General features: G+C 71.0%; 13 protein-coding genes and 1 pseudogene. 6 read left to right on the top strand and 8 right to left on the bottom strand.

The genetic code is table 11. From position 1 onward, the window contains the following. The first annotated feature begins 69 nt into the window (after positions 1-69). Positions 70-1,035, top strand: coding sequence for an AraC-like ligand-binding domain-containing protein (locus tag ABT063_RS08380; protein ID WP_502990779.1), 966 nt, complete (start codon positions 70-72; stop codon positions 1,033-1,035). Next, complete coding sequence (locus ABT063_RS08375; RefSeq protein WP_351056411.1) at positions 1,020-1,979, top strand: helix-turn-helix domain-containing protein; 960 nt, start codon at positions 1,020-1,022, stop codon at positions 1,977-1,979. Before ABT063_RS08380 ends, ABT063_RS08375 begins: the two co-directional genes overlap by 16 nt. Before the next feature lie 5 nt (positions 1,980-1,984). Here the strand turns inward: ABT063_RS08375 and ABT063_RS08370 are convergent, their stop codons facing one another. Genes ABT063_RS08370 through ABT063_RS08355 form a run of 4 tightly spaced genes read right to left on the bottom strand, consistent with a single transcriptional unit; the run spans position 1,985 to position 5,824 of the window. After that, entirely contained in the window at positions 1,985-2,722 is a 738-nt protein-coding gene (locus tag ABT063_RS08370; protein WP_351056410.1) for a YoaK family protein, read from the bottom strand. Beyond that, positions 2,703-3,227, bottom strand: a complete 525-nt coding sequence (locus ABT063_RS08365) for a DoxX family protein (protein WP_351056409.1) — start codon at positions 3,225-3,227, stop codon at positions 2,703-2,705. The genes ABT063_RS08370 and ABT063_RS08365 overlap by 20 nt, the downstream gene beginning before the upstream one ends. A 22-nt stretch (positions 3,228-3,249) precedes the next feature. After that, positions 3,250-3,912, bottom strand: a complete 663-nt coding sequence (locus tag ABT063_RS08360) for a hydrolase (RefSeq protein ID WP_351056408.1) — start codon at positions 3,910-3,912, stop codon at positions 3,250-3,252. Between the two features lie 31 nt (positions 3,913-3,943). Beyond that, positions 3,944-5,824, bottom strand: a complete 1,881-nt coding sequence (locus ABT063_RS08355; RefSeq protein ID WP_351056465.1) for an amidohydrolase — start codon at positions 5,822-5,824, stop codon at positions 3,944-3,946. 276 nt (positions 5,825-6,100) lie between these two features. Here ABT063_RS08355 and ABT063_RS08350 point away from each other — a divergent pair, with 276 nt between their 5' ends. Continuing rightward, the gene (locus ABT063_RS08350) at positions 6,101-7,072 is read left to right on the top strand and encodes an alpha/beta hydrolase (protein WP_351056407.1); all 972 of its coding nucleotides are present in this window, start codon (positions 6,101-6,103) and stop codon (positions 7,070-7,072) included. Positions 7,073-7,095: 23 nt separating this feature from the next. Next, positions 7,096-7,818 carry an alpha/beta fold hydrolase gene (locus ABT063_RS08345; RefSeq protein ID WP_351056406.1) on the top strand — a complete coding sequence of 241 codons (723 nt, stop codon included), beginning with the start codon at positions 7,096-7,098 and terminating at the stop codon, positions 7,816-7,818. Between the two features lie 64 nt (positions 7,819-7,882). Here the strand turns inward: ABT063_RS08345 and ABT063_RS08340 are convergent, their stop codons facing one another. Continuing rightward, entirely contained in the window at positions 7,883-8,113 is a 231-nt protein-coding gene (locus ABT063_RS08340) for a hypothetical protein (protein ID WP_351056405.1), read from the bottom strand. A 367-nt stretch (positions 8,114-8,480) separates the two neighbouring features. Here ABT063_RS08340 and ABT063_RS08335 point away from each other — a divergent pair, with 367 nt between their 5' ends. Then, complete coding sequence (locus tag ABT063_RS08335; RefSeq protein ID WP_157857388.1) at positions 8,481-8,621, top strand: hypothetical protein; 141 nt, start codon at positions 8,481-8,483, stop codon at positions 8,619-8,621. A gap of 103 nt (positions 8,622-8,724) precedes the next feature. After that, positions 8,725-9,798 carry a TauD/TfdA family dioxygenase gene (locus ABT063_RS08330; protein WP_351056404.1) on the top strand — a complete coding sequence of 358 codons (1,074 nt, stop codon included), beginning with the start codon at positions 8,725-8,727 and terminating at the stop codon, positions 9,796-9,798. A gap of 35 nt (positions 9,799-9,833) precedes the next feature. Here the strand turns inward: ABT063_RS08330 and ABT063_RS08325 are convergent. From ABT063_RS08325 to ABT063_RS08315, 3 genes and pseudogenes are all read right to left on the bottom strand, one after another. Further along, positions 9,834-10,632, bottom strand: a pseudogene (locus ABT063_RS08325) (zinc ribbon domain-containing protein). Between the two features lie 305 nt (positions 10,633-10,937). After that, positions 10,938-12,101, bottom strand: a complete 1,164-nt coding sequence (locus ABT063_RS08320; RefSeq protein WP_351056403.1) for a hypothetical protein — start codon at positions 12,099-12,101, stop codon at positions 10,938-10,940. Next, entirely contained in the window at positions 12,098-13,309 is a 1,212-nt protein-coding gene (locus ABT063_RS08315; protein ID WP_351056402.1) for a Dabb family protein, read from the bottom strand. The genes ABT063_RS08320 and ABT063_RS08315 overlap by 4 nt, the downstream gene beginning before the upstream one ends. Positions 13,310-13,320: the final 11 nt, after the last annotated feature.

Below are 13,320 nucleotides of genomic sequence, written 5' to 3'. Positions count from 1 at the left end.
CTGACGGGTATGTCAGCCTTCCACGGTTCCTTCACAGAAGACGACTCCGCGGTGCGGCGACGCGGCCAGGTGCTCTCCACGAGTTCCGTGCCGACTCGCGAGCGTCTGGAGTTCTGGCATGACGCCGTCCTCGCCACGCTGGTGGGGTTGGACATCTCCACGGAGGCCGGAACGGTCGACGCCACGATGCGGACGGATCGCCTCGGCGAACTCCAGATCACCACGGTCGACTGCGATCCGGGCGAGATACACCGGGCCCCGCGCTTCGTCGCCCGCGGCGACGGCAAGCAGGTGTTCGTCGCCCTGCAGTGCAGCGGCACGACCCAGGTCGAGCAGGACGGCCGGTACACGGAACTACGGCCCGGCGACCTCGCGTTCTTCGAGAGCACTCGCCCCTACCGCATGCGCTTTCCGCAACGGTTCCAGCAGAAGATCTTCGCCGTGCCGCGCCGCCTCGTCGGCCAGCCCGAAGCGGCCCTGGGACGGATCACGGCACGGGCCATGCGCCCGGCGGGCGGGCTCGCGACCCTGCTCTCACCGTTCATGTCCCGTCTGGCGGACACGTCCGAGTCCTACTCCGGGCCGGTCGCCGAGCGGCTGGCCGACAGCGCCGTGGGCCTGCTGGCCGCAGCCGCGGCGCAGCAACTGGGCGTGGAGCCGGCCGGCCTGCCCGGCGCCGACCGCGTGCTCCTGCTGCGCATCCAGAGGTTCGTCCGCTGGCACTTGGCGGAGCCGGGCCTCACGCCTGCGGTCATCGCCCGGGCCCATGGGATCTCGGTGCGGTACCTGCACCGGCTGTTCGAGCAGGAGGGCACGACGGTCGGCCGCTGGATTCGCCGGCTCCGGCTGCAGGAGTGCCGCAGGGAGCTGACAGGCGCCGCGAGCGTGGGCGGCGTCGCCCGCCGCTGGGGATTCAGCGGCACCGCACACTTCGGACGGGCTTTTCGCCGGGAGTACGGCATCTCCCCGACCGACTGGCTGCAAGGCGAGCGGGCCCGGCGCTTCACGGAGGAGAACTGGTGCCGGGCGACGTGACCGCCTTGTGCGGGCTGTCGTCCTGGAAGCAGGCTCTGTCGACGGCCTACGGCGATCTCGAACTGGTCGCCCGTGCGGATCCGGAGTCCTGGCAGGGCTCCCTCCAGGCGCTCCGGCTGGGCACGCTTCAGGTCGCGACCGAGGAGTCCGACGCCGTGGAGGTCGTCCGGACTCCGCAGGGCGCGGCGGCGGACGGCCACGGGCACGTTTTCGCCCGCCTGCAACTCCAGGGCCGGGCACGGCTGTTAAAGGACGGCCGCTCAGCGGACCTGCGCCCAGGAATCCTGGCCTTCTACGACGCGAGCCGGCCGTTCAGCCTCGTCCTGCCGGAGCGCCATCGGGCGCGGGTCCTGATGGTTCCCCGCCCGTTGCTGAGGCTGGGCGAGGCGGAGATACGCCGAGTCACCGCGAAGGCCATCGGCGACATTCCCGACGGACCGGCCGCGCTTGTGCTCCCGCTCCTGTCCGGACTGGCGCAGGAGATCGGCACGGCCGCACCGACCGCCCGCGAGAGGCTCGCCCGCACTGCCGCGGACCTCCTCGCCACCTTGGCCGCGGATCAACTGGGCACCGCTGAACCGGCCGGTGCGGGGCAGGCCACGATGCTCGACCGCGTCAAGGCCGCCATCGAGGCCCGCCTCGGTGAGCCCGAGCTCTCGCCCCAAGCGCTCGCCGACGAGCACGGCATCTCCCTGCGCTACCTGCACAAGCTCTTCCAGGAGCAGGGCACGACGGTCAGCGGCTGGGTGCGCCGCCGGCGACTCGACGCGTGCCGGGCCGAACTGGCCCGCCCGGAGGCGGCCGACCGGACCATCGCCGCGGTGGCCGCCCGTTGGGGATTCGTCAGCCCCGCCCACTTCAGCCACGCCTTCCGCAAGGCGTACGGGATGTCCCCGGCGCAGTGGCGCGGCACCGCGGGCGGCGGTCGGCGGCGGGGCGACTGAGGCGTTCAGGGCGTCGGCCTGATCCAGGCCGCGTCCGGCGCCGACAGGCGATGCGTGGCCACGGCCGTCACCGCGAGCAGCACCAGCGCCAGGCCCAGGGTGAGGGCGAGTTCGGCGTGCAGCAGGAGCACGGCACCGGCCAGCGCACCGAGGAACATGGCCAGCACGGACAGGATCCGCCGGCCGGGCCTGGGCGCCGCCCCGCCGGCCGGGGTGGAGTCCGCGGCCAGTCCCGTCAGGGTCAGGGTCAGGACGGTCGTGGTCAGATCCGGTACGCCGAGACGGCGTGCCACCGCGTTCTGCAGCCCCATGGCGAGGCCGAGGAGCACGATCAGGGTGTACTGGACCGTGGTGCTCACCTCGCCGTGCGTCACCGCGGCCGCGACGAGGGCCGCGGCGACGAGCACCGCCTCGATCGCCGTGGCGACGGTCAGCAGCCGTCCCCGGTGCGCCGCGAACCGGGTGCCGAACCGGCCTCCCACGAGCGCGCCGGCGAGGAACGCCGCCATCGACACGGTCGAGGCAAGGGCGGACAGGCCCTCGGCCCCCGCGAGGGCGAACCCCAGGAAGACCACGTTGCCGGTCATGTTGGCGACGAAGACGTGCCCGAGGGACAGATAACTCACGGCGTCGACGAGGCCGGTGACCACGGTCAGCGTCAGCAGGAGCGGGGGCAGCGGCCCGTACCGGTCCCCCCTCGGCGGGGCCAGCGTGCGGGCCGCGTCAGTCAGCAGTTTGCGCATGGGGCGCCCTCCGGCCGGGAGTGGGCGGACGGCCCAGCACCACACGGGTGAGCAGCCCGCCGGCCGGGCCGACCACGACGGCGGCCACCGAGATCCACAGCGGCCAGGGGGTCAGCCCCAGCGCGTGGTCGGCCGACCAGCGGCCGGGACCGGTCAGCGCAAGCACCGCTGAGACGACGACGAGGACCAGCGGATACTCGTAACCGTCGTTCTGCACCCACAGCCCGTTGCGCCACTTGACGGTGCTCGCGACCGTCATGACCCCCATCGCGGCCATCGCCGCGGCGGGCGTGAGCAGACCGGCCGCCAGGAAGAGACCGGCACCGATCTGGCTGCCGCCCGCGGCGAGCGCCGTGAGGCGCCCGCCGCGGAAACCGTCGTGCCGGAACTCCTCGGTTCCGCCCGCCAGGCCGTTGCCTCCGAGCCGGAAACTGACCTTCTGCACTCCGTGGCCGGCGATGAGGAGACCCGCCACCAGTCGGAGGATCAACAGTCCAGCGTCCATTTGCCTTGCTTCCGTCGTGCGGTCAGCCGGCCGCGTGGGCGCCGATGACCGACTGCGCGTAGACGACACCGAGGCCGTAGGCGCCGGCGTGCTCCTTCACCAGCTCCGTGACGGGGACGTAGGTCTCGGTCCGGGCCCAGTCGCGCTGGAGCTCCAGGAGCACCTGCACCCACGTCACCGGCACGGCCCCGGCCTGGACCATGCGCTGGACGGCGTGCTCGTGGGCCTGCGGGCTGACACCGGCGGACGCGTCGGTGACGACGTACACCTCGTAGCCCTGGGAGATCGCCGACAGCACGGGCAGGACGACGCACACCTCTGTCCACAGCCCGGCGATGACCAGCTTCTTGCGGCCGGTCGCCTTGACGGCCTCGACGAAGGCGACGTCCTCCCAGGCGTTCATCGTGGTCCGGTCGATGATCTTCTGGTCGGGGAACACGTCGGCCAACTGCGGCAGCAGCGGTCCCGAGAAGGACTCGGCGGCCACGGTACTCAGAACCACCGGCACGTCGAAGACCTTGGCGGCCTTCGCCAGGCCCACGGTGGAGTTGATGACCGCGGTGCGGTCGCCGCTGCCCGCGGCGAAGAACATCTGCGGCTGGTGGTCCACGAACAGCACGGTGCAGTTGTCCGGGGTGAGGAGGTCGGGGCTGGGGACCGCGGTGACCTCGGAGATGTTGACCATGTGTGTGCCTTTCGGTAAGTGATGTGCGGGATCAGAGAGAGAAGCAGGGGTCGAAGAGCGTGCTCGCGCTCTCCGGTGCGAGGCCCCGCCGCGCGCGCCATTGGCGGTGCTGTTCCGACTCGGCGACGGCCTGGCCGAGCAACTCGGCTTGGCGGGCGCCGGACCGGCCGGTGCCGGGCGTGGCCCGGTAGCCGCCGAAGTGGGCGACCGGGCTCCAGGCCGGGCTGATGGGAGGCAGTTCCTCGTCGAGGCCCTCGTACTCGCCGGCGGCGTACACGATGCGGCCGCCGACGACCGTCAGCAGGGACTCGAGACGCGCGATGTCCGGTTCGGGCACGGTGAAGTAGTCCTCGGACAGCACCGCCAGGTCGCCGTAACTTCCCGGCCGCAGGACGCCCTTGACGTCGTCCTCGCCGGTCAGCACGGCGCCCGCGCGGGTGAACATCGCCAGCGCGGTCGCCCGGTCGACCCGGTTGTGGGGCGGGCGGACGACCAGGTCCCCGACCGTGCGGCCGGTGACCAGCCAGTGCAGGGCGACCCAGGGGTTGTACGTCGAGACGCGCGTGGCGTCCGTGCCGGCGCCGACGGTCAGGCCGCGCTCCAGCATGGCGCGCACCGGCGGGGCGTCGGCAGCTCTGCCTGGGCCGTAGCGGCGTACGAACGCCTCGCCCTGGAAGGACAGCCGGTTCTGCACCGACAGGGCGCCGCCGAGGGCGGCGATGCGGTCGAGGCTGTCGGTGGAGACGGTCTCCGCGTGGTCGAACAGCCACCGGTTGCCGGCCGGGAAGAGCCCTTCCGCGGCGAGCTTCTCGAAGACCGCGAGATCCCGGCGGATGGTCTCGTCGTAGGTGGCGTGCAGCCGGAATCCCCAGCCGTTCTCCATGAGGAGGCGTACGGCCTTCTCGAATTCCGCCTCGTAGCCGGGGGAGAGTTCCGGGCGCGGCTGGGCGAAGTTCTCGAAATCCGCCGCCGCCCAGGTGAGGTTCTCGCCCGCGCCGTTGAGGCGCAACCATGCGTCCCCGTCCTCGGGGCGGGCCATTTCGATCCAGCGGGCCAGATCGTCGATTTCCTGCCCGGCGGTCTGCGGGAAGAGATGGTAAGCGATACGAAGGGACAGTTGAGCAGCCTTCGCCAGTTCGACGACGGTGGCGTAGTTGTCGGGGAAGTTCTGGAATCCCCCGGCCGCGTCGATCGCCGACGTGAGCCCGAACCTGTTCAGTTCCCGCAGGAAGTGCCGGGTTGAGGTCTTCTTGTCCTCACCCTCCAGCACCGGCGCCTTGGCGAGGGTCGAGTAGAGGATCAGGGCGCTGGGCGCGGCCAGCAGCATGCCCGTGGGCTCGCCTCCGCGGCCCCGTACGATCTGGCCGCCCTTGGGGTCGGGGGTGTCCCCGGTGTACCCGGCGGCCTTCAGCGCCGCGCGGTTGAGCACCGCCGACTGGTACAGGTGCAGGACGAACACCGGGGTGTCCGGCGCGGCGGCGTTCAGCTCGGCGACCGTCGGCAGCCGCCGCTCCGCGAACTGCTCGGCCGACCAGCCGCCGACCACCCGTATCCACTGCCCCTTCGGCGTGCGTGCGGCCTGCTCACGCAGCATCGCGAGGCCCTGGCGCAGAGTGGGGACACCGTCCCAACGCAGCTCCAGTACGTAGTTGAGCCCGCCTCGGATCACATGCAGGTGGGAGTCGTTGAGGCCGGGGATCATCCGCCGGCCGAGGGCGTCGACCACCTGCGTGTCCGGGCCGGCATGGGGAGCCACGTCGTTGTCGTCGCCGACGGCCGTGATGACACCGTCGCGGACGGCGATCGCCCCTGCCTGCGGGCGGAGCGGGTCTCCCGTGTGAATCTTCGCGTTGCGGACGACGAGATCCGCGGCGTCGTCGATGGCATGGGCAACCAGCCCACCGACCGGCATCGTGGACACCTTTCGGCAACCTCCTGCGGAATGAATGACGGCGAATTCCGCAGCCGTTCGTGACTGCGGCTCCGCCACGCTATTCCGAGACCGAGCAGCCGAGTTCGTCGTCAGTGCACTGAATCCGGTCTTGAAGTGCACATCCTGGCTTCCCGTGCACTGCCAGGTCAGCATCTGTGCGCGGAGGGGCAATTCTCGCCACCCCGGCGCTCTTAACGTGCTGATCGAGGACTCCGCAGATCTCAGCAGCTCTCACACGAAACCCAGGAGAACCACATGTCCGAAACCGTCGAACCGGTTCAGCCGGTGCTGGAGCCGGCGGCAGCCGCCTTCGTGGAGGCGACCGCCAATCCGCCGTACCTCTTCGACCTGCCGCCGGCCGAGGGCCGCAAGGCGGTCGACGAGGTGCAGTCCGGCGAGATCGAGAAGCCCGCGGTCGACGAGGAGTGGATCACCGTCTCGGGCGGTCCGACGGGCAGCGTCCGGGCCCGCATCGTCAAGCCCGCCGGCGCCGGGGGAACGCTCCCGGTGATCCTCTACATCCACGGCGCGGGCTGGGTGTTCGGCAACGCCCACACCCACGACCGCCTGGTGCGCGAACTCGCCGTCGGCGCGAACGCCGCCGTGGTCTTCCCCGAGTACGACCTCTCCCCCGAGGTGCGCTACCCGGTCGCCATCGAACAGAACTACGCGGTCGCGAAGTGGGTCGTGGAGCAGGGCGCGTCCAAGGACCTGGACGCCTCCCGCCTGGCCGTGGCCGGCGACTCCGTCGGCGGCAACATGAGCGCCGCGCTGACCCTGATGGCCAAGCAGCGCGGCGACGTCCCGCTGGTCCAGCAGGTGCTGTTCTACCCGGTCACCGACGCGAGCTTCGACACCGGCTCCTACCACCAGTTCGCCACCGGCTACTTCCTGCGCCGCGACGGCATGCAGTGGTTCTGGGACCAGTACACGACCGACGAGGCGGAGCGCGCCCAGATCACCGCGTCCCCGCTGCGGGCCACCACCGAGCAGCTCGCCGGGCTGCCGCCGGCCCTGGTCATCACCGGCGAGGCCGACGTCCTGCGCGACGAGGGCGAGGCGTACGCCAACAAGCTGCGCGAGGCCGGAGTCCCGGTCACCGCCGTCCGCTTCCAGGCCATCATCCACGACTTCGTGATGCTCAACGCCCTGCGCGGGACCCACGCCGCCGAGGCCGCGATCACGCTGGCCGTCGACACCCTGCGCACCGCGCTGCACGGACGCTGAGACACCGAGAAGGGAACCTCGCCATGTCCACCACTCCCCTCCCCACCGCCCTCCTCGTGCACGGCGCCTTCGCGGACGCCGGCAGCTGGTCCGGCGTCATCGCGGAGCTGCAGAACCACGGCATCCCCGTGGTGGCGCCGCCCAACCCGCTGCGTGGCCTGGCCTCCGACGCCGCGTACGTCGCCTCTGTGGCGTCCCAGATCGACGGCCCGGTCGTCCTCGTCGGCCACTCCTACGGCGGTGCCCTCATCACCATGGCCGGCACCACGGAGAACGTGGTCGGCCTGGTCTACGTCGCCGCCTACGTCCTCGAAGAGGGCGAGAGCCTCGGCGAGCTGCAGGGCCGCTTCCCGCTCTCGCCGCTCGTCAGCAACCTCAAGGAGTGGACGTACCCGGTCGAGGGCGCGGAGCCCGCGGTCGAGGTCACCATCAAGGCCGAGGCGTTCCCGGAGATCTTCGCCGCGGACGTCCCCGCCCCCGTCACCAAGGTCCTGGCGGCGGCACAACGCCCGCTGGCCGCGGCGGCGTTCGAGGAGACGGCCTCGGCGGCGGCGTGGAAGACGAAGCCGTCCTGGGCCCTCGTGGCCGGCGCGGACCAGGCGATCAACCCCGAGGTCGAGCGCTTCGGCGCCAAGCGGGCCGGGGCCACGATCGTCGAACTCGAAGGCGCCTCGCACGCTGTGGCGGTGTCCCAGCCCAAGGAGGTCGCCGACCTGATCCGGGACGCGGTACGCGCTACGCGCTGACGGGGCGACGGGCGGTGCGGACGGACTCCCGTACGGTGTCCGCCCGCACCGCCTTCTTCCTTCTTCACGGCACCCACTCGGCCGTACGCCGCTGGTGGGTCCGTAGCATCACCGCCCGGACGGTGACCAGGAAGACAGCCGCCGGGACGATGACCGCCGCGCCCGCGGCGGCCGACGAGGCGTCGCCGTGGCGCGTGACGTGGTCGGCGTACGCCGCCAGGCCCGCCCCCCAGGGCGGACAGTGCGGCGCGCAGCCACAGCGCGGCCAACGTCGTCCGCAGCGCGACGTATCCAATGGTGATGACCCGCGGGTCACCCTCCTCGAACGCGCGTCGGACGCCTGCGGCGAGGACGAGCGAGCCGGTGATCTCGGTTCCGCTCAGCGCTCCCAGAGCCGTGCCTCTGCTCGTGGCCATGAAAGGTGCGGCCGAGGCCAGAGCCGCGGGAACGACGGCACGTGCCCGCCGGCGCACGGGCACCGGCCCGAGAACGCACGCCCGGTGCCGGGCGGTTGGCGCCGGGTTCCGGGGGCGCCCCGCCCCCAAGCTCCACGGTGCCGCCATTCACCCTGACGTACTGCATCACGAGACGGTGTCTCGTCCATTGACCGAGGCTCGGGCGTCTCCTATGGTTGAGGCACTTCTCGAAAGGACGGGACCAGCATGAGGCCAGTCGCTCTGATCGGCGTCTTGCTCGTGTCGTGCGCCGGCCGCCGGACCTACGACGAGCCGCTCAGCTACTTCCCGCCCCGGGAGGGACTGCGCCCCGGCACGGCTGTCGGCGAGCCTCAGACCCCCTTCTGAGCGCCGCTCGTCGCCGCGCGACGAGCCCCGCCGTACCGAAACGTTCGTCGTCCGTCGTGTCTTCGCCGACGGGCTTTCCATCATGTTCGAGGAGTGCATCACCGTGACCACCACTGTCGGCCTCCAGCCGATCTCCGGGCCGTCCGCCTGGCGCGGCGACGAGCTGTCGAAGTCCACCGAATGGATCTACGTACTCAGCGACGCCGAGCGCGCCGAGTTGGAAGACCTGGGACGGCGCTTCGTCGCCGACGACCCCGACCTGCGCACCGTCACCGCCGCCGACTACCCGTTCGACGCCTGTCGCGCCCTCAACGACGAGTGCGCCCACCAGATGGACGCCGGCCGGGGCTTCATCCTGGTGCGTGGCCTGCGCACCGAGGAGTACGGGAACGCGATGGCAGGGGCCATCTTCTTCATCATGGGCCTGCACCTCGGCCAGCCGATCGGGCAGAACCAGAGGGGCGACCTGCTCGACCACGTGATCGCCACGTCGAACAAGACGATGTCCGACGAGGGCGCGCTGCCCTCCCGCGTGCGGGACCGGCTGCCGTTCCACTCGGACAGCTCCGACGTCGTCGCCCTCATGTGCCTGCGCGGCGCCAAGGAAGGCGGGGCCTCCAGCCTGGTCAGCGGCACCACGATCTACAACGAGATGCTGCGCCGCCGGCCGGACCTCGCTCCGCGGCTCTTCGACACCTACCACTGGGACTGGCGGCGCCAGGACCCGGACTCCCCGGAACTCACCTACACCTCGCCGATCATCAGCCACGTCAACGGCGTCTTCAGCACCTACGCGGGGAGCTCGATGATCTTCAGCGCCCAGGAGTACCCCGGTGTCCCCCAACTGACGCCCGACCAGGCCGCGGCCATCACCCTCTTCGACGAGATCTCGCAGGAGCCCGGCCTGCCGATCGACATGGATTTCCAGCCGGGGGACGTGCAGTGGCTGCTCAACTACGCCGCACTGCACTCGCGCACCAGCTACATCGACCACCCGGAACCGGAGCGCCGCCGGCACCTGCTGCGTCTGTGGCTCAAGCGCGACGTCGGCCGACCGCTGGCCCCCCAGTTCGGCAAGCACGTCGTCGTGATGGGTGAGCCCACCACACCTCTGGTGACCGGCGGCCGTTTCCGCATCGCGGACGCCGTCACCGTCAACGACGACTGGGGAGTTTGAATCCTCCCCTCCCTGAAGGGAAGGGGATTCCTGGCTCAGGCCGCCTCCTGGAGCAGCGCTCCAGGAGGCCTTCCGCCATCAGCACCAGCCGGGTTGAGACCAGCCCGGACGAGCATGACGCGTGCGGAGTTCTTGTCCCGTGAGGACACGGTTCCGCACGCGGTGCAGGTGTAGGTGCGCTCACCCAGCGGCAGACGATGCTTGGCTCTCGCATCGCAGTGCGCGCAGTCCATCGTCGTGTGTCGCGGGGTGTACCAGGCGGACGTTCCGCCTATGCCTGCGGCCCATCTCGGTCAGAGCGGCCTTGGTGGCGCCGATGGCGGCGTCAGCGGCCTTGCGGGCCATGGTGGTCTTGGCGAGGAACTTCGGACGGAAGTCCTCGACAGCGATGGCGTCGTGGTCGCGTACAACCTTCTTGGCCCACTTGCGGCCGGTATCCTCACGCTGCCTCGCGACCTTTTTATATGCCTTCGCCCGCAGTTTCTTCGCCTCGCGGTAGCCCTTCGATCCGGGCCGGCCCTTCTTCGGCCTGCGGCGGGTCGCCCCCTCGCGGATGATCTGCTGCTGGACAACCGATGAGCCCTCACGCAGCCATGGCGTACGGGCGCGGGCTTGGGTCAGCATCCTGTCGAGCTGAGCCGGGCCGCACGTGGCCTTCTGGCCGGTGGACTTGTTGTGCAGGTGTACAGCCTTGGACTTGGCAACGCATTCGTTCCACACCCACCGGCATCGGTCCCACTCCGCCGCCAGGACGGTGCGAGCGGTGGACGACACGCGCAGCCGGTAGGTATATCGGGCACGCCCGTCCTCCGCAGCCGCCGCCACCTGCACCATCTCGCCCCCTCACGGCCCCGGCCGGGACACTGCGCCGTCCCGAACTCTCCTAAGGACCGTATGTACGACAGCAGCACAAACGCACCCCGATCGCACAGCCACCACCCCGACCAGCGATCATGGGAACGCGTGTTCGGACCACTTCGGCGATGCCGACAGCGGTACGGGCACTCCGCGCCCTGAACCAAACCCCGGGGACGTCCGCCACCGCCTCGGCCACGGAGGCGACAACCTTGGCCATCCGCCTGCCCACTCTTCTGCGGGACGATTGCGCCCTGCGCTGATTGTTCGCTGGATCTGCGGCTTTACGCCGGCAGCTCGGTCAACAACCGGCGGTAGATGCGCGCGCAGGCGGTCAGCCGCCCCAACGACAGGGCATCGCGACGTGGATCGTCGGCGGCCGGCTTCGCCTGCGGGCCGAGGCGCACGGTGTCGACGCCGCGGGCGCGCAGCACGACGCCGTCGGTCGATCCCGTCCAGCCGGTGATCGGCGGCGGCTGCGCACCGAACTCGTCGAGCCAGGCCGCCCGGGCGGCCGTCACCACCGGGGCGTCGGCCGGCGTCGCCGCGGCTGCCGCGACCGGCTCGGCCTCCACAACGACCGCGCAGTCCCGCAGCACCGACCGCGCACACCGTGCCCGCAGCCGGTCGGCCAGCTCGGCGGCCAGCAGCGCCGGATCCACGCGGTCACCGGCGACGACGTACAGATCGATCCGCAGCTGGGCCGGCAGCAGGTCCGGCTTGTCCGGCCATCCCCCGCTGATCGCGCCGACGCCGCACGCCCGGCCGGTCTGCCCCGCCCGCGGGTCGGCGGCCAGGTAGTCCGTGCGCCAGCGGGCCAGCTCGTCCAGGACGACGCCGGCCGAGGCGACGACTCCCCCGGGCGGCGTGGCCGACTCCGCCACCATCGCGGCCCCGGAGCGGCCGGTCACCCTGACGGTCAGATAGAGCGCGCCCGGCTCGTGCCACAGCAGCGTGGGCGGACCGCACTTGGCGACGATCGCCGACCGCGGCAGCGGGTACGCGTCGGCGTAGGCCTCAAGGCCGGTGATCCCGCCGGAGCGGCGGTGCGTCCCGGAGCCTGCGAGCAGCAGCCGCCCGGCACCCGCCTCGGCGAACGCGACCAGCGCGGCGGCCACCGGCCCGCGGGCGACCCCGAGACCGAATCCGGCCACCACGTCGCCGTCCAAGCCGAGCGGACCGACCGGCGCGGCGTCGCCGGTGACGAGCCCGTTGTGCGCCCCGCCGTCGTCCAGCGACGTGTCGAGGTGGGAATACAGCAGGGGCCCGGCCCCGTGCGTGGCGACAAGGCTGCCGCCGGCGGGGCCGTGCTCCAGTACCCGCCACTCGACGTGCGGCCACCGGTGTGCGCACCAGGCGCGCAGCCGGTGGGCCGCAGTGCGCTCGTTCCCGCGTGGGGCGGGAGTCGCGTCGAGCAGGTGCAGGACGTCGAGCAGCCGCTGTCTCAAAAACGTCCCCAGTCGTCGGACGCCGGACGCCACACGTCGATGTTGCGCGGGTCGGCCGGCATCCTGCGGGCCCGGTGCGTCTCGTGCTCCTCCGGCGTGAACACCCGGTGCCGGTCGCACAGTTCGAAGCGCGGGCCGAAGCGCGGGTCGTGCAGGTAGAACGCGATCGACGTCGACGCCGAGTGGTTGACGATGTCGGAGGCGATCGGCGCGCCCTTGTACAGCGCGCGGGCGCGCATCCGCATGACGTGGTCGAGGCTCTTCATCGCGAAGCACAGGTGCGCGACGTAGTGCTCCTTGTTGTTCTGCACCGCGAGGCTGTGATGGTGGCGGTCCTCGCCGCGGTAGAACGTGGTCGAGCCGACGACGTAGTCCGAGGGCAGGAACCTCAGGACGTTCCGGTAGAAGTCCTGCGTCTCCTCGTATTTGGCGGTGGCGATGAAGGGGTGCACCAGGTTGAGCGGCCGGATCTCGATGTGCGGTGGCTCGGCGTACTCCTGGAACTCGGTGAACAGCTCGACGACGAGGCCGTTGGGGTCCTTCACCGCGAAGCCGTTCTCGCACAGCGCCTGCTGCCGCTCCTGCAGTTCGAGGACCTCGAGGCCGGCGTCGAGGACGCTCTTGTGCAGTTGCTCGAGGACCTCTTCGCTCTCCACGCTGTAGCCGACCGCGGTCGTCCACCCGTCGGTGCGCTCGGGCGCGTGGATCAGCTCGATCGCGTGGTGCTCTATATCGGCGCGCAGGTAGGCGTACTCGTCCGTACGCTGCTCCAGTTGCAGCCCGACGTGGTACTCGAGGAAGTCGATCGTGGCCTGCATGTCCGGAACCTCGATCCGGGCGTACTCCATGCCGTACGGGCCGTGCGGGCGTGTGCTCACTGGGGATGTCCTTCCTGCAGCGAGCGACGGACGCTCGGCGTACTCGAACGAGGTGATGGCCTGCCGGCCGATGACCGGTCGCCAGCGCGTGTGCACGAAGCTCTCGTGGGACTCGCTGCCGAGATAGGCGAGCAGGTCGTCCTGGCTGTCGAAGTCGACGGCCATCGTGTGGGTGAAGGTCCGGTCGCGGGTGCTGATGTTCTCGCCGAGGACGAAGCCGCGCATGGCCGGGTACCGGTCCGGAAAGGTACGCAGCTCGGCCAGCACGGACTCCCGCGTGGCCTGGTCGATTCCGTCGGCGAAGCGGAAGGACAGGGTGTGTCGGATCATCGGGTCACCTT

The sequence above is a fragment of the Streptomyces sp. NPDC002838 genome (assembly GCF_040295365.1).
Classification (GTDB): domain Bacteria; phylum Actinomycetota; class Actinomycetes; order Streptomycetales; family Streptomycetaceae; genus Streptomyces.
The sequence above is the reverse complement of the archived record's forward strand: the minus strand, read 5'-3'. Positions and strand labels throughout refer to the sequence as shown.

Excerpts from the sequence above, each read along its gene's own strand:
- ABT063_RS08345 (WP_351056406.1), top strand. The coding sequence starts at position 7,096 with ATGTCCACCACTCCCCTCCCCACCGCCCTCCTCGTGCACGGCGCCTTC.
- ABT063_RS08370 (WP_351056410.1), bottom strand. The coding sequence starts at position 2,722 with ATGCGCAAACTGCTGACTGACGCGGCCCGCACGCTGGCCCCGCCGAGG.
- ABT063_RS08355 (WP_351056465.1), bottom strand. The coding sequence starts at position 5,824 with ATGCCGGTCGGTGGGCTGGTTGCCCATGCCATCGACGACGCCGCGGAT.
- ABT063_RS08365 (WP_351056409.1), bottom strand. The coding sequence starts at position 3,227 with ATGGACGCTGGACTGTTGATCCTCCGACTGGTGGCGGGTCTCCTCATC.
- ABT063_RS08335 (WP_157857388.1), top strand. The coding sequence starts at position 8,481 with ATGAGGCCAGTCGCTCTGATCGGCGTCTTGCTCGTGTCGTGCGCCGGC.
- ABT063_RS08360 (WP_351056408.1), bottom strand. The coding sequence starts at position 3,912 with ATGGTCAACATCTCCGAGGTCACCGCGGTCCCCAGCCCCGACCTCCTC.
- ABT063_RS08350 (WP_351056407.1), top strand. The coding sequence starts at position 6,101 with ATGTCCGAAACCGTCGAACCGGTTCAGCCGGTGCTGGAGCCGGCGGCA.
- ABT063_RS08315 (WP_351056402.1), bottom strand. The coding sequence starts at position 13,309 with ATGATCCGACACACCCTGTCCTTCCGCTTCGCCGACGGAATCGACCAG.